Raw genomic sequence first — 20,170 nt, forward strand, 5'->3', positions numbered from 1 at the left:
TTCCTTATTGTTCGGTGCAAGCAAGATAGAGATCTCGCATTGGATAAATACCCGCAATCACAAGTTCATCTGTGAGTTTTTGTAAATCAAGCAACTGCTCGTCTAATCCGGTGCCCTTTATTTCACTTTTACAACTGCTTATCACCTGTTGTGAAAGCCCAATAAATTGCGTTAGTGATGAAAGCGTCGGTTTTAGCACGCTTAATTTTTTACTTGATGAGAGGGTTTCAAGCCCCATTTCAAGGCCTTTTTGCCATTTTATTAATTGCTTATCTAATTGCGTAAGCGAGTCAAAATCGCCCGCGGTATAGGCTAATACCCAGCGTTTAATTTGGCGTACTTGCTCACTTTCGACATTTAAATAATCAACAAATAGATTTAGTGGTGCCTCTTGATGATATTCATCGTTTAAATATTTAATATGGTGGCGCGTGTAGTAATGAGCGGGTTCAAGCAGTGCTGCCATCGCATTAAGAAGCGCTAAGGTAGTGGCTTTTTCTTGTTTACTAAGCGACTTAGAAAACTGGCGTTCAAAGCCACTTTGTTGCTGCGATAAATGCGCTGCACCAATCACATTTGCAGCAAATGTATTGATAAAAGCCAAGCGCAAATACATGCTGTTTTCATCTGTATTCTCTTTACTTGACCACAAGCGCTCACTTATCACATACAAACGCGGCCAAATGCGCAAATCAATATTGTCATCAGTCACCATTTCGCTCCAAATTGTCGCTTCAGCACCTAAAATATTCGCTGCATGTGAGCTTTTTAATGGTTGAGATAATGTTATAGGTGATGGCGTGTTAAGCATTGATAATTTAACTGGGTAACGGCTATTACCAATCATCACTGCGCTATTTTCACCTTTCAAATCAAATTCAAAGGTCAATGGCCCCATCCAACTGTCCATTTTGGCTTTAAATGCATTTGTTGTTTGATTAGGTGTTTTATTAACTAATGCCAACTGATGGTGGTTATTATTAAGTTTAATTAAAACTTGCTCACCTAAAACAACCAGCTCACCTTTAACATCACTGCCTTTTAAGCGGTCAATCACAAACGACTTTGCCAATACCTGCGGTTTCGATAAATCAACCTGAGGCAATTTGCGTAGAGGATCATTACGATAGTGGTATTCGCTGTATTGTGGCTGATCAATATAAAACCCTGTCGATAAAATGCCTAAATGGCCGCTATTCGCTACTTCATTTAATGAGTCATGACCGCGCCATGATTGCACCACAATATCTTTTGGTAAATCTTGATGAAAAATCTCATCCCAACCCATCATTATGCGCTGGTGTTTAGCAATAATAGATTGAATTTGGGTATTAAAATAATTCTGCAAATCATGGCCATTTTTAAGGGAGTGCTTGGCCATTAGCGCTTGAATATCCTTATTATTTAGCCACTGCTCGGGTTCCACTTCATCACCGCCAATATGTAAATACTGATCAGGGAAAATAGCTGTCATTTCTTCAATTAAACTATCTACAAACTGATATGCCTCAGGTTTAGAAATATCAAGTAACGGCTTAAATACGCCCCAATGACGCTCCATTTCATAGGGTTTCACCTCTGCCATAAGCTCAGGGTATGCAACGGCAATGGCACTCGCATGACCCGGCATACCAAATTCAGGCACCACTCGAATACCTAAAAGAGCAGCATATTCAATAACCTCCTTTACCTCACTTTGGCTGTAATAGAGGCCATCTGATGCCTTTTGCGTAAGCTGTGCAAAGCGTTTACTTTCAATGCGCCAACCTTGATCATCCGTTAAATGCCAGTGCAACACATTTAATTTGGCAGAAGCCATAGTGTTTAGCTGACGTTTAATTGTCTCAGTTGATAAAAAATGCCTCGCACTATCAATTAATAACCCACGCCAAGCAAAACGTGGCGCATCAGTAATCGTTGCATGAGGTAATATCAGTTGATTGTCAAAATGGTTTGCCGCTATTTGTATGAGCGTTGTTAAACCATGCTGTGCGCCAAACACGGTATTGGCGTTTATTGTGATGCCATTTTGGTTAATCACTAATTGATAGCTTTCGTCGTTATTGAGCTGTGGCGCCAGCAAATCGCTTTCTTTGTCGCGCACAATGACTTTAAGGGTAGCGTTATCTGGCGTTTGCTTTTTGTTATTTGCTAATTCTATTAAGGTGATTTTGTGCTTTGCTAAACGTGTTAAGTGCAACTCTAAACGCTTGGCTTGAAATTTTTTTCGCTTATCACTAAATCCTTCAAATGAAAATTCAATTTGACTAGGTAAGCGCAGTTCACCCGTTTGCCTTTCAAATGATTGTGGTTGTGGCATTAAGCTGGTTTCTGCAAAAAGTAATGAGCTAAACAGCAATAAACTACACAGCTTTAAAAATACACATGCTTTATTAATAAAATGTATCGACACCTAAACACTCCTGGTTCGAAAGTTTGGGAAGAAAATGAGTTGGGATAAGCGCACCATGCTGCTTAATCACCGAGGCAGCTACCTTATGCGCAAAATGCGCGGCACTTTTCGTATCACGCCCAAATAACATTGCCGCTAAAAAACCTGCAGCAAACGAATCGCCTGCGGCGCAGGTATCGACAACTTGTTTTTGGGTTAGCTGCTCTGCTGCCACATAAAGCAATGAATCTTTGCCAATTTCTTGAATCACACAGGGCCCTGCCCCTTGCCTAATAACAAGAGTTTGCCTAGAACTTTTTCCTTTGAAGTGTAAGTCAATTATATCGCTCACCGATTGCGTGCCATAAACGGCATATTCATCGTCATTGGTTAAAAATGCGATGTCAGCAAGTGCCATTAACGAAAAGTAATCATGAATGGGCGATACAGACTGCCAAAGCGCTGGGCGATAATTATTATCAAAATAAATGATGCCGCCCTTCGCTTTAAATTGGTGCAGTGCATTTATAAGCAAAGCTCGTTGCTTTTCATCTAAAATGGCAAGGCTTATACCCGACAGATAAATGGCATCCACTTGTTTTGTTTCAAGTTCAGTAAGTAGTTTGCGAGACAAAGCCAAATAATCCCTAGCCGCACTATTTTGCCTATCAAAACGAAAAGAGCGCTCGCCGCTATCACAAACATCAACCCAGTATTGCCCTAATGTTTTGGTTGGATGGCGCTCAACAAAATCAAGCTGCATTCCAGATTGTGTCATTAACGCTTTTAGCATTTCGCTTTGGTTATCAGTGCCAATTGCCGTTGCATAATAAATTTGAATAGGTTTTTCGCCCTGCGAAGCTATGAGTTGACTCAGGTAATAGGCGGTATTAAAGCTATCTCCACCAAAAAACACATCGCCATCAGCGCGATGCTCAATCATACACTCACCTAAAAACACAATAGAATTAAATGGTTGCAGCATCACATTAGCTCCACTGTATTTTTCTGCACTATTTTTGATGGCGTTTTTACTTGTGTAACTAGGCTTACAACAATGCCAAAAAACGCACCGCTTATTACCGCCGGTATTGAAGGGTTACCAAAAAATGCGAGCCACGTGGGGTTAAAACCTATCAGTGCTGCCGTTAATGTACTCGCCACTAAAATTGCAATACTGCCTTGCCATGTAAGCTTTTTCCAAAAACGACCAAGTAGCCCCATCACAAACAAGCCACAGAGTGCGAGCGAGATCATTTTAGTGATATAGGTAATGATATTATTTGATAAAAGGGCAAATAACAGTGCGATGGTCACGGTTAAAATCATGGCTAAACGTGACAATAAAAGTTGCTGTTTATCTGTTAGAGGTTGCTTACTCTGTGATTGTTTGAAAAGCCAAGCATAAATATCACTGACAAATACGCTCACCCCTGCTATAGCATCTGAGCTTGCGCTTGAAAGAGTCGCCGATATGCCCGCTAATAAAATAAGCCCGCCCAGTAAGAGTGGCAGAGTATTAAGAGCAATATACGGAAAAGCATACGCAGGATTATCTAAATCCCCCTTAATCAAATAAGCGCAAATACCGATAATTGCAGGTACTAATGAAAACCCTAAATAAAGTACGCCCGACATCACAAACGATTTGCGAATACTATTCACATTGTCACCTGAATAGATGCGCTGGCGAAATGAAGGGGTGGCCATTACCCCAACTAATACTGCAAATGACATAGAGATTGCTGGAATAAGACCGATATTCTGATAAGACAAAAAACCACTACCGTTAACCAGTTGGTTGTTTTGTACCGCTTGCCAACCACCGACAGAATCAATCGCAAAATAGGCCATTAATAAAAAGCCTACAAATAAAATCACCGCTTGAATGGCATCGGTCCAAACCACTGCAGAATAGCCCCCTAGCGTGACATAAATGGCAAGACCAATGCCGATAATTAGCTTTGCAGTGGTATCATCTATGCCCGTAAGCCATGCTAAATACATACCACCGCCAATTAAATGCGCACCTAACCAGCCAATACTTGCAGCATAAATAATCACAGCGAGTATTTTTTTTACAAGCGCATTATTGCCAACATAGCTCGCAAGCTCTTCACTCATGGTGGCAAATTGTTGTTTGCGCACAGGTGCAAATATCCACGCCAATAACAGTATTCCCACTGCACCACCTATGCCATAGAGCGCACCCGCCCACGCATTTTGATAGGCAAAACCCACAGCCCCCATAGAAGAGCCAGTGCCGACCATAGTTGCAACCGTGGTGCCGAGTGTGAGAAATAAAGGCACTTTTCGCCCTGCTAACAAAAAGTCACTACCGGATTTTTGCCAGCGAGAAACAAACCAACTAATTGCAATCATGGCAAGCAAATAGGCAAAAAATGCAGCCAGAAACGTCATTTGTTGTGATGTCATAAGTGCCCCTATTTTTATTATTCTTGCTTAGTTCCCTTATTGGCCTTTGTAGCAGGTCACATCAACTTCCACTTTACAGTCAACAACTAGGTCTGCCACCATGCAAATTCGCGCAGGCGGGTGCTCACCAAATACTTCTGCAAATACTTTATTAAATGACTGAAAATAACGAGAGTCAGTTAATACCACCGATACATGGGTTACTGTTTCAAGGCCATATCCTGCCTCAGTCATAATGTCGATACAGTTTTGTATGGCAAGACGCGATTGCTCAATAATGCCGCCTTCAACAACTTCGCCATCGCGCATGGGGGTTTGCCCCGATACTTTTAACCAACCACCCGCTTCTACTGCGCGTGAAAAAGGTAAATGTTGGCCACCTGTACCTGTGCCGCCTTCTGCGCCAATACGTCTAATTGTCATAATTTCCTCTTTTAAATGCTGCGTTGAGAACCTTTTCTCAACATTTCAAAATTCTTATTTAGTTGGCGCTCATATTAAGTGCGCGCTAAAAATCGCCCGGCTCGTCCAAATTGCGTAATGCTTAGACCATCAAGACCCTCAACAAAACTTACTTTGCCGTTGACCCATACACACCTAATGCCGTCAGCTTGTGCTTGAGGGTTTTGATAGCTGGCGTTATCGATAATCACGTTTGCATCAAATAACACTAAATCCGCAAAGTAGCCTGTGGCAATTTTGCCGCGATTGTTGAGCTTAAATTGCGATGATGGCAGCGCTGTCATTTTATGAATAGCCAATGCCAGCGACAGCGTTTGCTGCTCTCTTGCGTAATGCCCTAACACCCTAGGAAACGTGCCCCATAATCTCGGATGCGGGTGTGGATCGCAGGGTAAGCCATCCGAGCCAATCATACTGTTCTCATAGCTTAAAAACTGTTTTACATCGTCTTCTAACATGCAGTGATAAACCGCACCGGCAGGCATTAATTTTTTAGCAGCGTCCATTAATGATAATTGCCAGTTATTTGCTATATCACGCAAACTTTTTTCAGCCATTTCAGGATGGGTTTCAGACCACGTAATGTAAATCTCGGTACTGTCAGTGACCTGATTTAAATCGAGTGTGCTTGAGCTCGCAGCATACGGATAACAATCGCAGCAAGCGAGTTGTGATTGTCGTTTATCTTCTAGATGCGCTAATACTTCCTGTGCTCGCCCCCAGTTATCTAAACCGGCGCATTTCAAGTGGGAAATAATCAGCGGAAGCTTTGCTTGTTTCGCGGTTGCAAATGCTTCGTCCATAGCATCAATAATGCCTTGAAATTCAGTGCGTAAGTGGGTGGTATACACACCTTCAAACGGCGTTACACATTTGGCAAGACGATTCACTTCTTCACGACTTGATGCTTTAGCATTCGGATAAGCAAGCCCAGTACTTAGCCCTAAAGCGCCCTCTTCCAGCTGAGTACGCAGTAACGACTGCATTTGGTTAATTTCTTGTTCTGAGGCAGCTTTTGATAAATCATTCATTACTTGCGCGCGAAGGCTAGTATGACCAATTAACTGAGCAAGATTAACGCTTGGCTTTGCCCTTTCAAAAGCATTTCTAAAATCAGTTAAATTGGTGTATTTGAAATCTGCTTTTGGGCCCAATAAATTAATGGGATCTACCGGCTCTATATCAGCAACATAGGGCACACTACTAATACCACAATTGCCTGCAATTACCGTAGTTACACCTTGACTGACTTTGCTCAGCATATGCGGATTACGCAGCACTTCTAAATCGTCATGAGTATGCACATCAATAAAACCAGGGGCTAATGTTAACCCTGTTGCATCAATGTCCTGCTCTGAGTAGAAGTGAGAACAATCACCTAGCGCAATAATGCGGTCGTCACGTATGGCAACATCGCCAACAAAGCATTCATTTAGCTCGCCCGTGTAAACAGTCGCATTACGAATCACAGTGGTAGTGTGGTTATTATCACTCATATTTAATCGCCTAGCGGAAAGCGTGTGTCCGCCGGTGGCGCGTCGCTATTTTGATTACGATGCTGATCTAATTGAATTTTTAAACGACGTAATTTTTCTTTTGAGCGGCGCTGATTTTTAGTTGCCACTTCACTTGATAAAATATCAATCGCGGCCATCATTGCATAACGCGCAGCACTTGGCTTAAAGATGTAATCACTTTCTTGCGTTTTAATCGGCAAATGCACATCTGCAATATAAGCAAGTTCACCTAGAGGGCAAATGGCAATAATATTTGCACCGTACTCTTTTGCAATACGCGCCGCAGCAATCACATCTGGCGATACGCCACTTAGCGATAAACACAGCACCACATCATTTTTGTTGATGGTTGATGCGGTCATACGCATCATCATAGGATCAGAGTGAGCGTTACATAACACATCTAAGCGAAATAGGCGGTTTTGACATTCCATCGCCAGCATACTGCTACCGCCACCCACGCCAAAAATCAAGCAATGGCGTGTATCACAGATTGCTTCTGCAGCGGTCATAACAGCTTCTTCGCTAATTAGACCGACATTAAGTGCTAAAATTTCTTGAATTGACGAGTAAACATGAAAGATATCTTTCTTTTCAATCGGTTCTGAATTAGTAAAGCGCTCACCGATCGCTGCTGACTGAGTGATCTGAAACTTTAGATCGCGCACATTTTCACAGCCTAAACTTTTGGCAAGGCGCGTAATGCTCGCGTGACTCACACTGGCTTTGTCTGCCAGCTCATTAATTGAAGCAGTCGCCGCAAATTCAAGATCACTCAAAATTAGATGAGCAACCTTGTCTTCTGCTGGGCTAAAGTGCCCTAACCCTTCTTTTATTTTGTTAATAATATCCATGTGTTACTGCTTCCTAACTAAAAAAAGGTGGAAATGGTTTTGCGAATTACCCAATCATCATCGGCGATTGCTACCTGACGCCATTTATCAAACGTTAAACACGGATGAGACGTCGAAAAACAGACCATATCACCCACTTTCAGATTGCAGTTGTCAGGCAAGGTTAGCATGGCATGTTGGTCCATGATTTTAACGGTTTCAATTAAGGCATCAGCCGGTTGCAACGTTTGGTTATCAACATGATAGATTAATTCTGCTTTTGGTAAACCTGCGTCAAATGCCACATCACGTTTACCTAAACCGACAATGGCAAGCCCTGCTTCGGGACGCGATACAACATACGCCCACACCGTTAAGCTTGATGCTAAAGCACCTGTCACATCACAAGCCAATTGACTACGTGCCATTACCGCATTTTGTGCATCTTGATAAATGCCAGTGTCATGAATAAGGTAACAGCCTGGGCGAATCACTAAATTAAAGTTCTTTTGGTGATTATGCTTGCCGAGTGTATTCGCTACAATGTCATACCAAGCAGATCCTGCGCCAGTAATAATGGGCTTATCTAAATCAAACGCATTTTGCTTTTTAAGTGTGCTTGCAAGTTGATAAATTTCATCAACAAAACTAGTGACTTTTTCAAGGGCATTACTACCGCCAATCACCCCTTCATAAAAACCAATTCCTGCGAGCTTTATACTTGGGTGCTGTTTACATGCAGCTAAAAATGCCTCTGCATTATTCACATCACGCCAACCACAGCGGCCACCTTGTGCACCAATTTCTAAAAGAATGTTAATTGATACTTTTCGCGCATCAAAAAAGCGGCCTATTTGCTTGGCGTTTTCTACCGAATCGACAAAACAGTAAAATTCTACATCGGTGCTTTCAAGTAAATTAGCTATTTGTTCAAAGTGGTATTTTCCTACCAATTGATTTGCCAAAATAATTCGTTTAACACCGTGATTTACTGCGTTAAGTACTTGCGCGACCGTTGCAAGGGTAATACCCCAGGCACCGTGCTCAAGCTGCATTTTAAAAAGCGCTGGCGCCATAGTGGTTTTGCCATGGGGGGCTAAGTTAACTTTAGCCTTTTGACAAAAGTCGCCCATCCACTTTGCATTATTATTAATGGCCGATTGTGATAATACTGCAACCGGAAAACTCACCTCTTCACGCAATATATGCCAGCCACCGTGTGCAAGAGATTGTGGATTTCCCGCACCTTTAATTACTTCATTCATAAAACTTGTTACCAAATTGCTAACAGCGAAACACCCAACTAATACAATTCTATTCAATCTAGATGCATTTCAAACAAATTTGTTATCAAAGTGTTGCTTTTTTAATTATGTTAATGTTAAAAAGTAACAAGTTCAAGATATTTATGTGTTACTTTTTAACATCACAAAGGAACGGACATTTACATCTTGACGAGGTGAGTCAACTTTCAAGTATCAGCTAAACTGGGCTGTTGATAAGAGTTTAGCGCTGCGTGAATTGAGCTGTAAAACGCATTAATTACTGTCGAAGTTACGACCCTTTTATTATTTTTTTGACAAGCAATGACAACGCTGTCAGCGAATTATACAAGTAATCACAACAATAAGGTTTCTCGGAATTATTTTCTGATAGAACTAAACACTAATAGGGGAAAACTGTGTCAAACAGAACATTTAAACGAAGCGTGTTGTCTTCAACCATAGCGGTGGCACTCTCTGCCGGTTTCGCACAAAACGTTATGGCGGAAGAAAAGTCAGCTGCTGAAGCTGAAATGGAAGTAATTCAGGTTAAAGGTATTCGCGCAAGTACCGTTAAAGCAATCAATACAAAACGATTTGCTTTATCTCAAGTTGACGGCATTGCGTCAGAAGACATCGGTAAACTGCCAGATGTAACAATTTCAGACTCACTCCAACGTATTACTGGTGTACAGGTGGAGCGTGCAGCTGGTGAAAGTGGTCCAGTTCAAATTCGTGGGATGTCACAAGTTGATACTACACTTAATGGCGAAGTATTTTTAAGTGCAACAACCATTGATTCATCAGGCGCTGACTTTGGTGACTTACCTTCTCAGCTTTTCTCTGGTGTTGATGTTTATAAAACAAGTGAAACGAAACGCACAGCTTCTGGTATCACCGGTGCAGTTGACCTTAAAACACGTCGTCCATTCGATATGAGCGAAGGCTGGACAACAAACGTTGCAGCAGATGTGACACGTGGCTCAATTAGTGAAGAAACAGATCCTAACCTAAACGGCTTAATTAGCTACAATGCTGATAAATGGGGTGTGTTATTCTCAGCTGTGACGCAAGAAGCAACACTTGCAACAGACTACAATGGTTTCTTTGATACGTCAGAAAATGGTGGTATTGGTGCGGCAAACAACAACTTCACATGGGGTCAAAACCCACAAGGCAATGACATACGTCACGTTGTACCACAAGGTTTTGCTGCATTTAACAAACAAGAAAAGCGTGAGCGTCAAGGTTATCAGTTCGCTTTCCAAGCTGATTTAAGTGAAGGCGTAGAACTAGTATTTGAAGCTTTCTACACCGACCAAGAGCGTTTCAATGAGCGTCAAGGCTTCTCGCATAACAACCGTTGGTACTCATTTAACGATTATGCATTCCCAACAGAATCAGGCTACACCGATAAATTCACCGACATTCATGGTAATGAGTGGGGCTCGGTAAATGATTTTTACCTTCAGCCATGGCGCATGCAGACGTTCACTCAGGTAAACAATAACTACGAAACATCTACCAACTTAAACTTAGAACTAAATTTTAATAATGGTGGTCCACTTTCAGGTCAAGTACGTGTAACACGTGCTAAAGCCGATGCAAGCATGCGCCACGGCTACGGTGAAGGTGACTTACTAAGTATCGACCAAGGTACACGTGTAACAGGCCCAGGTCAGTTCACACCAGCTGAGTACTGTGGAGCAGGTGACACGATTGTGGGCGACCAAGGTGGTTGTTACGCAGCCTTTGCACCAGGCGGCATCGAAGATGATTCATTCCTTATCCGATATGATGCACGTGGCGAATCTCCAGTATTTAGTGGTTTTGACCAAATGGTTAACGGTGGTCAAGGCTTAATGAGCATTGCTGATTATATGGGCAGCTTAGATTCATACCACATTGGTGCATTCTCATCAGAAGGTAACACGGACGACGAAGGTGAAATTAATACATTCAGCACAAACTGGAATTACCAGTTTGATGATATGCCATTCATTACAAGCGTCGACTTTGGCGTGCGCTTTATGGAGCGTAAAGTAGATCACGACCAATTCACATATACTTCAGAATTTGGTGATGGCTGTGATATCGCACAGTGGAAAGCAGTTGACCAATACCACACAACATCTACATGTGAGGGTAATCCTGCTGCAGGTGAATACCTAACAGAAGATGTTGGCGATTTAACTGCAGGTACTTGGGTACCTTATACATTACTTAACCCAACTCGCCTTGACACACATACTACAGTTAGCCAAATTTCTGACTTCGGTAGCGCAAAAGGCATTCCGACAATGTGGGCAATTGATCCATCAAACTTCCGTGACCCACGTCAGTTCCACTTAGATACGTTTGGAAACGTACAACGTGTTGAAAATGCGGGTGCATCATACGATGTGAAATTAAGTGAGTTTAGCTACTTTGCACAAGCTAACTTTGAGTGGGAAATGATTCGCGGTAACTTTGGTATGAAGGTGGTTGAAACTGACCTTTATGTTAAGCAAAATCTGGCAGGTTCAAACTTACCTCACTCAGGTTTAGGCCCGGATATCGGTGATGTGGTAACTGAGCGCAGTTACACTGATTACTTACCTTCACTAAATATTATTGCAGATATTACAGAAGATGTGATTGTTCGTGGTGCCTACTCTAAGAATATGCAAGCACTTAGCCTTGCTAACTGGGGCGGTGGTAAAACAGTGGGTAAAGCCATTAACGGTGAATGTGACTGCTTACGCGTAGTAAATGGTACCCTAACAGGTAACCCGGCACTTAACCCATGGCGTTCAGAAAACTTCTCACTTTCAGCTGAGTGGTATAACGGCGAAGCATCTATGATGTTCTTAGCGTTTTATAAAATCGATATTGAAAGCTTTACTACAGGTGGTGAAGTAATGATCGATGAGCCAGATGACGATGGTATCCGTCGTGGTCCTTGGCCGTTCAGTACACAAATACAAGGTACGGGTGGTCATGTCCAAGGTGTTGAAGTTGGCATTAAAGCAGCGTTTAACGACTATATGGACGTAGCAATTCTAAATAACTTTGGTGTAGATGTTAACTATACGTACAGTGATAGTGGTTACGAAACTGATGATCCAAGCCCATTTGGTGCGCTTCCGTTCCCAGGTAACTCTGAGCATACATACAACTTTGTACTATGGTACGAACAAGATGATTTCTCAACGCGTTTAGCATGGAATTCACGTAGTGAACGTATGATCATAGAAGGCTCTGACAATTCTGTAGCTAAACAGCGTTTATTACAAGACCCTTATTCGCAACTTGACTTCAGTGCAACATACCATGCAACTGAAAACCTCGATATCTTTATTCACGGTTCTAACCTTACTGAAGAAGTACAACAGACTTATCTGCAGTTCTCTTCACAAAAAGCGTTCCGTAACGAGTATGAATCGCGTTGGACCCTTGGTGTTAGGGCAACATTTTAATCCTTAGAATTATTAGGATTTAGGTTGAATTAACACTTTCTGCCCAAGACTGCCGTCATTTGGCGGCAGTCTTTTCTTTTGGTTTCATCACGATACAATGAAAATACCCATTTGATTAACTAATTGCCTATTTACTTAATCAAGTTACTTAATCAAATTGGTATTGAAGTATAAGCACGAGTGTGAACCATGACAGAAACAACAAAAACAATAAATTCCATCGTCATAGTCGGCGGCGGCACATCTGGCTGGATGACAGCTGCTGCCCTTGCTAATCATGCCCCGCTAAAACACTGTAAAATAACCCTAATTGAATCAAGTAAACTTGGCACCATAGGTGTCGGTGAAGCCACTATTCCAACCCTACGCCGCTTTTATCAAAACTTAGGTATTAGCGATATTGAGGTATTAAAAGCCACCAAAGGCAGCTGTAAACTTGGCATTGAATTTCAAGGTTGGGCGGGTGAAAACTCGCGTTTTATTCACCCGTTTGGCATTTACGGGCAAAGTACGCCTACTACCCCATTTCATCATTATTGGCTGCGCGCAGAGCGTGCAGGTGCCCACAGCGATTTAAATGACTATTCTATTGGCGTGCAAATGGCAAAACACAATAAATTTGTGCCGCCCAAAACTAAACCACAAAACCAGTTAGAAATTTTTGATTGGGCACTGCATTTTGACGCCAGCTTGTTTGCGAAACTGATGTTCGATTATTCAACCAATAAAGGTGTTCAGCATATCGATAACACCATTTTTAGCATTGAAAATCATCCTGATGGCAGCATCAATCAATTACATTTTGAAGATGGCTCAAGCATCGCTGCGGATTTATTTATCGATTGTTCTGGCTTTAAGGCGCTGTTAATTGGTGAAAACCAAGCTGTTGAATATGAAAATTGGAGCCATTGGCTATTAAATGACAGCGCTATCGCAGTGCAAACAAGCGCAACGGCTGAGCCCATCACCCGTACACTCGCTATCGCGAAAAAAGGCGGCTGGCAATGGCGTATCCCACTTCAGCATCGCGTTGGCAATGGCTACGTTTACAGCAGCAAATACCTTTCCCATGAAGAAGCAGAGCAAAGTTTGCTTTCATCAATTGATGGCGACATTTTACAGCCACCACGTAAATTTAGTTTTACCCCAGGACGGCGAAAATCTGCATGGCATAACAACTGTGTCGCCATTGGTTTAAGCTCTGGCTTTTTAGAGCCATTAGAGAGCACCAGCATTGCACTAGTTGAAACGGCAATCGAAAAACTCTTACTTACTTTCGCACGCAATCACTACTCAACGCACGATGTCGCTAAATTTAATGATGTGAATGCGCAAGAATATGAGCGCGTACGCGACTTTATTATTTTGCACTATAAGTTAAACGGCCGCAGCGACAGCCCTATGTGGCAGTACTACCGTGATATGGCAATTCCGGCAACACTCGAAGAGAAAATGCTAACCTTTGCTAAAACCGGTGAGTTAAAACGCCTGCCTTGGGAAATGTTTGGCCCTGATAGTTGGCTGGCTATTTACCACGGTTTAAACTTTTTACCTGAAAACTACCAAGCAAGCGCAGATAATATGCCGCTCAATTACTTAAACGAACATTTAACTAAAATGCGCGAAATGGTTTCAAGCCAAGTAAACAATGCACCTACCCACAGCGAATTTTTGGCACAACACTGTGGCTATCAACCCATAAAGCAACAGGAAGCGGTATGCAGTTAACCCAAAACCCGATTAATAAATTTGTCATTGTTGGTGGTGGCACCGCAGGTTGGCTCGCCGCAGCAACACTTGGCAATATTTTTAAAAACAGTAACACCCAAGTAGAGCTGATTGAATCAGACGAAGTCAATATTATTGGCGTAGGTGAGGCCACTATTCCACCGCTCATTGATACGCTTGAAAGCTTAGGCATCGATTTAGTTGAATTTATAAAAGCCACCCAAGCTAGTTTTAAATGGGGTATTCAGTTTGAAAACTGGTATCAAGAATCACACTGCTATTTTCACCCCTTTGGTGAAGTTGGCCAAAAAATTGATGGTCACGAGTTTTACCAATGTTGGCTAAAACAAAAAGCTGAAGGCGACAGCACACCGTTAATGGCCTATTCGCCAGAAGCGGTATTATCTGAAAAAAATCGTTTTTTTGTACCGCACCAAGCAATGAATACCCCACTTGCAGGTGCCCGCTTTGCACTGCACCTTGATGCGGTGCTGGCGGGGCAATACTTACGCAAATTCTCAGAAAATGTTGGTGTAAAACGCACCGTTGGCCACGTCGAATCAATCAGCAAAACTCTTGACGGCAATATTGCCTCTGTCACATTAAAATCAGGCGAGACAATAAGCGGCGACTTTTTTATTGATTGTACAGGCTTTAAGGGCTTACTGATTGGTAATGCACTGAATACCGAATACCAAGATTGGTCGGAACATTTACCGTGTAATCGTGCGGTTGCCGTGCAAACTAAACTTACGGGTGATACCAAACCGTATACCGTTTCGCGCGGGCAAAAAGCAGGTTGGAGCTGGCATATTCCGCTACAACACCGTACTGGTAATGGCTATGTATTTTGCGATAAATACATCACCGATGAAGAAGCGATTCAAACTTTGCTCGAAAATGTTGACGGCGAGCCGCTAACCGAGCCAAGAGTGATCCCCTTTGTTACCGGTGTGCGCGATAAAGTATGGAATAAAAACTGCCTATCACTTGGTCTTGCACAGGGTTTTTTAGAGCCGCTTGAATCTACTGCAATTCATTTAGTGTCTAAATCGCTAGCGCTGTTTGTACGTATGTTTCCGACTAAAACGCCAAATGCGGTACTACAAAATGAATTTAACCGCCGCATTATTGGCGATTATGAAGAAATTCGTGACTTTTTAGTGCTGCACTACTGCACCACAAAACGTGACGACTCAGCGTTTTGGCGCGATTGGCAACAAAAGCAAATTCCGGCAAGTTTAGCCACACGCATCGAATTTTTTAAACAAAGCGGTGGATTGATCCCTGGTGTTGAAGAGTTATTCCAACCCACCAGCTGGTATGCAGTGTTTGATGGTATGGGTGTGGTACCCAATGGCTACAACCCAACCCTAGATGCGCTTAACAGCGAAATGCTTGCAAAAAGCCTAGCGGCTGGCAGAAATGCCCTTGAAAAATGCGCTGAAGCGCAGCCCAGCCACGATGATTTTTTACAAAAGTACTGTCCTGCCAATGAGGCGATATTTGTTTAAGTGCGTAATAATTTCACAGAAATCAAACTTATGTAATATTTATTTAAATTTTAAATATTGAGTTGACAGATGAAATGGCCTGTGTAATTGTGTTCCCGTAAGACATACTATGTCAAGGAAAAAGGAACGTAACTATATGGATTTAAACGAGCTATCAATTCAATTAGCTGCCGCTAGCTCTAAAAGCAATGAATTCGAATCATTCATTATCTCAAGTAATTCTCAAGACGTACTACAGGTAATCGTCGACGGTAACGATGAATTACCTATTTTTGTAACGCGCACAGATGAACAGGTCTTGTGCATTTGTTATCTGTTTAAAGAGAATGAAATTAAAGAGGCACAACAAGTTGAACTCAATAATTTACTGCTGCAATTAAATGTACCTATGCCTTTAAGTGCATTTGCCAAAATAGATGACAGATACGCAATTTTTGGCGCGTTATTTACCACATCAACATTTGATCAGGTTGAACATGAAATTGTGACACTCGCAGCTAACAGTATCGATGCGCTTGAGGCTATTTCAAATTATTTAACCGACTAATTTTTCAATGGAGTGAACTATGAGTATCTTTCAAAAATTATTTACAGCCCTCAAGGGCGGCGCTCGTGAAGTTGGTGAAGGGTTGATCGATGCAAATGCCATTCGTATTTTCGAACAAGAAATTGTTGATGCTAAAAATGCACTAACCCAAGCAAAGAAAAGCCTAACTCAAGTAATGGCAAAAGAAATGCAATCTAGTCGTGCAATCAAAGCCATTGATAACAAAATAAGCGAACACGAGAATTACGCTGCGCATGCACTTGCCCAAGATAATGAGCCTATTGCATTAGAAATTGCACAAAAAATTGCAGAATTTGAACAAGAAAAAACACATCAAGTTGAGGTGTTACAAAGCTTTCAAAACCACATTGCCGCATTAAAGCAACAGATTAAAAAAGCTGAAAAAATCATTCAGGAAAATCAACGTCAGTTGAGTATGGTCAAAACAACTGAAAGCGTGCAAAAAGCAACCTTGGCTGTTAACGATACTTTAATAAACAATAACTCTTCAATGGCGTCAGCAAAAGAGTCGCTCGAGCGCATAAAACAACGCCAAGCTGACAGGCAAGACCAAATTAATGCCGCTGAAATATTAGAAGCTGAAACAAACAACTGCGACCTTGAGAACAAATTACATGAGGCCGGCATTGGCAAAGATGCTTCTCGCACTCAAGCGATATTGGCGCGCATAAAGGCAAAACAAAGCTAAGTAACATAAACCATATTGTTTTGTTGTTCACGCTGCGTAAATCTTAAATGTGCTTTTTAACTTTATGCAAGGTGAATAACAACAATACAAGTGTAATATTCGTAACACTACTTGTTACTAAAACTGAATTTTTGGCATTAAAAACTCTGCAACTGCAAGCGTAAAGGATTACACGTGATTAAAAACAAGCATACCTGGCAAAAACAAGAACAAGCTGTACGCGCAACTCAGCTCGCTTTTGATTTAAGTTCAGATGCGCAAAAATATATAAAAAAGCAAGCAATTGATGCCGAATTAACGCCATCCGATATGATCAGGCGGATCCTAAACCTAGAAGTAAAATCAAAAAAAACACGTCAACGTTTAAGCTTTAATCTAAACGATGATGAATTGCTCTTGCTTGCAAAGCGTTTTGACGTAGAGCCTCTCGATAAACGCCTAGTTAAGCAAAAAGTCGCTGAGCTATTAATTCAATACGCACAACAAAAAAACTAATCCACCCATTTTATTGAGACAAAAAGTATGGAATTTCTAAATATCGCATTTAGTTTCCCGAGCAGTGTTTTTACATTGTTAATGGTAATTGTAATTTTATTCTGGTTTATAACCCTTATCGGCTTTGCCGACATAGATATGTTCGAAGGAGACGTCGAGCTAGATGCGGATGCAGATGTAAACGTCGATTCTGGTTGGTTCCAAGCCGCATTTGGCGGTGTGCCACTCACCATATCTTTGAGCATCGTTATTATGCTCAGCTGGGTATTCAGTATTTACTGCCAAATGTTTTTTAGCTTTTTGCTAGGTAACGGCATCTTATTTTATGTATTTGGCACATTTATGCTGCTCGCCAGCTTTATTGCCGCAATTCCACTTACCGTACTTTTTATCAAACCATTAAAACGATTATTTAAGAGTCAAAATGCAACCTCTCGCAACGATCTTCTCGGTTTAGAGTGCACAATTGCAACTGGAAAAGTCACCCAAACTTTTGGCCAAGCTCGTGTTTATTTTAATGGCGCAGAGCATCTAATAGAGGTTAGATGTGAACAGGACAACCAATTTAAATCAGGTGATCAAGCAGTATTAATTGATCATCTCGCTACTCAACACAGTTACATTATCGCTGATAAGCCTTGGTAACAACATATTTAAATAACTAGGAAATTCAGGAAAACAACATGGAATTTTTAGACAACATAATGCCAATCCTGACGATTGCAGGCATTGCGGTTGCTATTTTTTTTAGCATCTTACTTATTATTGGCAAGTTCTACCGAAAAGTTGAGCAAGGCCAAGCTCTTATCATCAATAAAATGAAAAACGAGCCAGATGTCACAACAACTGGTGGTATTGTCTATCCTGTCATCCATAAAATGGAAGTCATGGATATTTCCACAAAACGCATGGTATTAGACCGCCGTGAAAGCAGCGGTTTAATTTGTAAAGATAACATTCGTGCAGATATCGCTATTACCTTTTATATTCGCGTTAATGAAAGTAAAGAAGACATTCTACGCGTAGCAAAACAGGTAGGCTGTTCTCGTGCCTCACAGCCTGAAACACTGCAGGAATTGTTTGAAGCCAAATTTTCAGAAGCACTCAAAACAGTTGGTAAGCAACTAGAATTTGAAGAACTGTTTACTCAACGTGATATGTTCCGCGATAAAATTAAAGAAGTTATCGGCCAAGACTTATCTGGCTACACGCTTGAAGATGTCGCAATTGATTATTTAGAGCAAACTAAAATTGAAATGCTCGACCCAAATAATATTCTCGATTCAGAGGGTATTCGCCGCATCACGGAAAAGACAGCACAACAAAATGTTGAGACTAACCAACTAAAATGTGATGAAAAAATCCGTATTGAGCACCAAAACCAGGCTGCACTTGAAAAATCGAAAGAAATTGAGCGCCAACGCGAAGATGTGCTCGCAAAACAACAGCGTGAAATCGAAACCGTGCGTGCACGTGAAACTGCGGAAGTTGAGCGTGTTAGACATGAAGAACGCATCAAAGCGGAAGAAGCTCGCGTTGCGGCAGATGAGCAAATCGCTATTGCGGAGCAAAATAAGCAGCGTGAAATTGATATCGCAGAGCAAAACCGCCTACGTGTTCTTGCTATTGAAGAAGAAAAAGTAACTCGTGCGCGTCAAGTTGAAGAAATTGATCGCGAGAAAGAAATAGAAATTTTGCGCATCAATAAAGAAAAAGCGCTCGAAGTTGAACGTAAAGAGATAGCCGAAGTACAACGTGATCGCGTCGCAGTAGAAAAAACCGTAGCTGAAGAGCAAGAACGTATCAGAGATGTACAAACTATCGCCGCAGCAGAGCGAGAAAAAGAAGCAATCGTGATCCGCGCTAAAGCAGAGGCCGAAGAGGCATTAGTAAAGGACATTGAGTCAGCGAAAGCAAAAGAGCAAGCCGCTGAATACAAAGTGCGTGAGCTTGAAAAAATGGCAGAGGCGGACCTTCGAGTTGCACACCAAAAAGCTGAATCAATTAAGATTATGGCGGAAGCTGAGCAAACTGAAATCGCTGCCAAAGGCCTTGCTGAAGCAGATGTTATTAAGGCAAAAGCAGAAGCAGAAGCGATCCAAGGCGAAGTTGATGCAACTAAGTTAAGACAACAATTCGAGGCTGAAGCACAAGGTAAACGCGAAATTGGTAACGCCGAGGCTGAAGTACAAACAGCTATGGCAGAGGCAGTGAAACAGCAAGGACAAGCTGAGGCCGACACCCTTGAACTTAAAATGACGGCAGAAGCTAAAGGCTTACAAGAGAAGTTAGAAGCGCTAAATGCAATGAATCAAGAAGCGCACGATTATGAGACCTTCTCATTGCAACTAGCACAACAAAAAGAACTTACACTTGCAAAGATTGATGCGAGTAAAGATATCGCAGCACATCAGGCCGAAGTATTAGCGCAAACATTGGGTAATGCAGATATCAATATTATGGGCGGCGACGGTCAGTTCTTTAATCAATTTATGAAAGCCATCACTCTTGGTAAATCAATTGATGGCCTAGTTGACGAGAGTCAGGTAGTCCAAACCGTATTTAAAGACCATTTAACCGGTGAACGTAACTTAGTAGAAGATTTAAAAGGGGTACTTGCCGGTGCCAATGAATCATCTGAAACCCTAAAAAACATCAATATGAGTAAGTTATTAAGCCAATTATCAAACTCAAGCGATGCACAAAAATCTCAGTTGCTCTCGCTACTAGGCATTGATTTAAAGCAAACTCAAAAACTCGAAACACAAGACTAGAAAAGCACTATAAACAAGGCGCGCATTTGCGCGCCTCGCACTC

The 20,170-nt window shown here is 41.8% G+C and carries 15 protein-coding genes; 8 read left to right on the forward strand and 7 right to left on the reverse strand.

What is annotated here, in order from left to right; translation table 11 throughout:
- Nucleotides 1-4: 4 nt before the first annotated feature.
- From AC2IOM_RS16475 to AC2IOM_RS16505, 7 genes are all read right to left on the reverse strand, one after another.
- On the reverse strand, nt 5-2,413 hold the full coding sequence (locus tag AC2IOM_RS16475; protein WP_486360471.1) for a family 20 glycosylhydrolase: 2,409 nt from the start codon (nt 2,411-2,413) through the stop codon (nt 5-7).
- Nucleotides 2,394-3,335, reverse strand: a complete 942-nt coding sequence (locus AC2IOM_RS16480; protein ID WP_486360472.1) for a sugar kinase — start codon at nt 3,333-3,335, stop codon at nt 2,394-2,396. Before AC2IOM_RS16480 ends, AC2IOM_RS16475 begins: the two co-directional genes overlap by 20 nt.
- A 41-nt stretch (nt 3,336-3,376) precedes the next feature.
- Nucleotides 3,377-4,828 carry a sodium:solute symporter family protein gene (locus tag AC2IOM_RS16485; RefSeq protein WP_486360473.1) on the reverse strand — a complete coding sequence of 484 codons (1,452 nt, stop codon included), beginning with the start codon at nt 4,826-4,828 and terminating at the stop codon, nt 3,377-3,379.
- Between the two features lie 36 nt (nt 4,829-4,864).
- Nucleotides 4,865-5,251 carry a RidA family protein gene (locus AC2IOM_RS16490; protein WP_054980188.1) on the reverse strand — a complete coding sequence of 129 codons (387 nt, stop codon included), beginning with the start codon at nt 5,249-5,251 and terminating at the stop codon, nt 4,865-4,867.
- Nucleotides 5,252-5,325: 74 nt separating this feature from the next.
- The gene (locus tag AC2IOM_RS16495; protein WP_486360474.1) at nt 5,326-6,786 is read right to left on the reverse strand and encodes an N-acyl-D-amino-acid deacylase family protein; all 1,461 of its coding nucleotides are present in this window, start codon (nt 6,784-6,786) and stop codon (nt 5,326-5,328) included.
- A 2-nt stretch (nt 6,787-6,788) separates the two neighbouring features.
- Nucleotides 6,789-7,661, reverse strand: a complete 873-nt coding sequence (locus AC2IOM_RS16500; protein WP_486360475.1) for a MurR/RpiR family transcriptional regulator — start codon at nt 7,659-7,661, stop codon at nt 6,789-6,791.
- A gap of 17 nt (nt 7,662-7,678) precedes the next feature.
- Nucleotides 7,679-8,905, reverse strand: coding sequence for an amino acid deaminase (locus tag AC2IOM_RS16505; protein WP_486360476.1), 1,227 nt, complete (start codon nt 8,903-8,905; stop codon nt 7,679-7,681).
- Nucleotides 8,906-9,321: 416 nt separating this feature from the next.
- Between AC2IOM_RS16505 and AC2IOM_RS16510 the strand changes: the two genes are divergently transcribed.
- From AC2IOM_RS16510 to AC2IOM_RS16545, 8 genes are all read left to right on the forward strand, one after another.
- Entirely contained in the window at nt 9,322-12,360 is a 3,039-nt protein-coding gene (locus tag AC2IOM_RS16510; RefSeq protein WP_486360477.1) for a TonB-dependent receptor, read from the forward strand.
- Nucleotides 12,361-12,549: 189 nt separating this feature from the next.
- Entirely contained in the window at nt 12,550-14,088 is a 1,539-nt protein-coding gene (locus AC2IOM_RS16515) for a tryptophan halogenase family protein (RefSeq protein ID WP_486360478.1), read from the forward strand.
- Nucleotides 14,079-15,602, forward strand: a complete 1,524-nt coding sequence (locus AC2IOM_RS16520) for a tryptophan halogenase family protein (protein WP_486360479.1) — start codon at nt 14,079-14,081, stop codon at nt 15,600-15,602. The genes AC2IOM_RS16515 and AC2IOM_RS16520 overlap by 10 nt, the downstream gene beginning before the upstream one ends.
- Nucleotides 15,603-15,738: 136 nt before the next feature.
- Nucleotides 15,739-16,149, forward strand: a complete 411-nt coding sequence (locus AC2IOM_RS16525; RefSeq protein WP_486360690.1) for a DUF2170 family protein — start codon at nt 15,739-15,741, stop codon at nt 16,147-16,149.
- 19 nt (nt 16,150-16,168) lie between these two features.
- Nucleotides 16,169-16,858, forward strand: a complete 690-nt coding sequence (locus AC2IOM_RS16530; RefSeq protein ID WP_486360480.1) for a PspA/IM30 family protein — start codon at nt 16,169-16,171, stop codon at nt 16,856-16,858.
- A gap of 177 nt (nt 16,859-17,035) precedes the next feature.
- Complete coding sequence (locus AC2IOM_RS16535) at nt 17,036-17,353, forward strand: hypothetical protein (RefSeq protein WP_336437064.1); 318 nt, start codon at nt 17,036-17,038, stop codon at nt 17,351-17,353.
- A 27-nt stretch (nt 17,354-17,380) separates the two neighbouring features.
- Entirely contained in the window at nt 17,381-17,998 is a 618-nt protein-coding gene (locus AC2IOM_RS16540) for a DUF1449 domain-containing protein (RefSeq protein WP_486360481.1), read from the forward strand.
- Between the two features lie 38 nt (nt 17,999-18,036).
- Nucleotides 18,037-20,127, forward strand: a complete 2,091-nt coding sequence (locus AC2IOM_RS16545; RefSeq protein WP_486360482.1) for a flotillin family protein — start codon at nt 18,037-18,039, stop codon at nt 20,125-20,127.
- Nucleotides 20,128-20,170: the final 43 nt, after the last annotated feature.

This window comes from Pseudoalteromonas sp. NS-SX12 (genome assembly GCF_057367955.1).

Bases quoted from the DNA above. Each gene is read 5' to 3' on its own strand.
- AC2IOM_RS16480 (WP_486360472.1), bottom strand. From the start codon at position 3,335: ATGATTGAGCATCGCGCTGATGGCGATGTGTTTTTTGGTGGAGATAGC.
- AC2IOM_RS16505 (WP_486360476.1), bottom strand. From the start codon at position 8,905: ATGAATGAAGTAATTAAAGGTGCGGGAAATCCACAATCTCTTGCACAC.
- AC2IOM_RS16485 (WP_486360473.1), bottom strand. From the start codon at position 4,828: ATGACATCACAACAAATGACGTTTCTGGCTGCATTTTTTGCCTATTTG.
- AC2IOM_RS16500 (WP_486360475.1), bottom strand. From the start codon at position 7,661: ATGGATATTATTAACAAAATAAAAGAAGGGTTAGGGCACTTTAGCCCA.
- AC2IOM_RS16525 (WP_486360690.1), top strand. From the start codon at position 15,739: ATGGATTTAAACGAGCTATCAATTCAATTAGCTGCCGCTAGCTCTAAA.
- AC2IOM_RS16520 (WP_486360479.1), top strand. From the start codon at position 14,079: ATGCAGTTAACCCAAAACCCGATTAATAAATTTGTCATTGTTGGTGGT.
- AC2IOM_RS16545 (WP_486360482.1), top strand. From the start codon at position 18,037: ATGGAATTTTTAGACAACATAATGCCAATCCTGACGATTGCAGGCATT.
- AC2IOM_RS16530 (WP_486360480.1), top strand. From the start codon at position 16,169: ATGAGTATCTTTCAAAAATTATTTACAGCCCTCAAGGGCGGCGCTCGT.
- AC2IOM_RS16495 (WP_486360474.1), bottom strand. From the start codon at position 6,786: ATGAGTGATAATAACCACACTACCACTGTGATTCGTAATGCGACTGTT.
- AC2IOM_RS16540 (WP_486360481.1), top strand. From the start codon at position 17,381: ATGGAATTTCTAAATATCGCATTTAGTTTCCCGAGCAGTGTTTTTACA.
- AC2IOM_RS16490 (WP_054980188.1), bottom strand. From the start codon at position 5,251: ATGACAATTAGACGTATTGGCGCAGAAGGCGGCACAGGTACAGGTGGC.
- AC2IOM_RS16515 (WP_486360478.1), top strand. From the start codon at position 12,550: ATGACAGAAACAACAAAAACAATAAATTCCATCGTCATAGTCGGCGGC.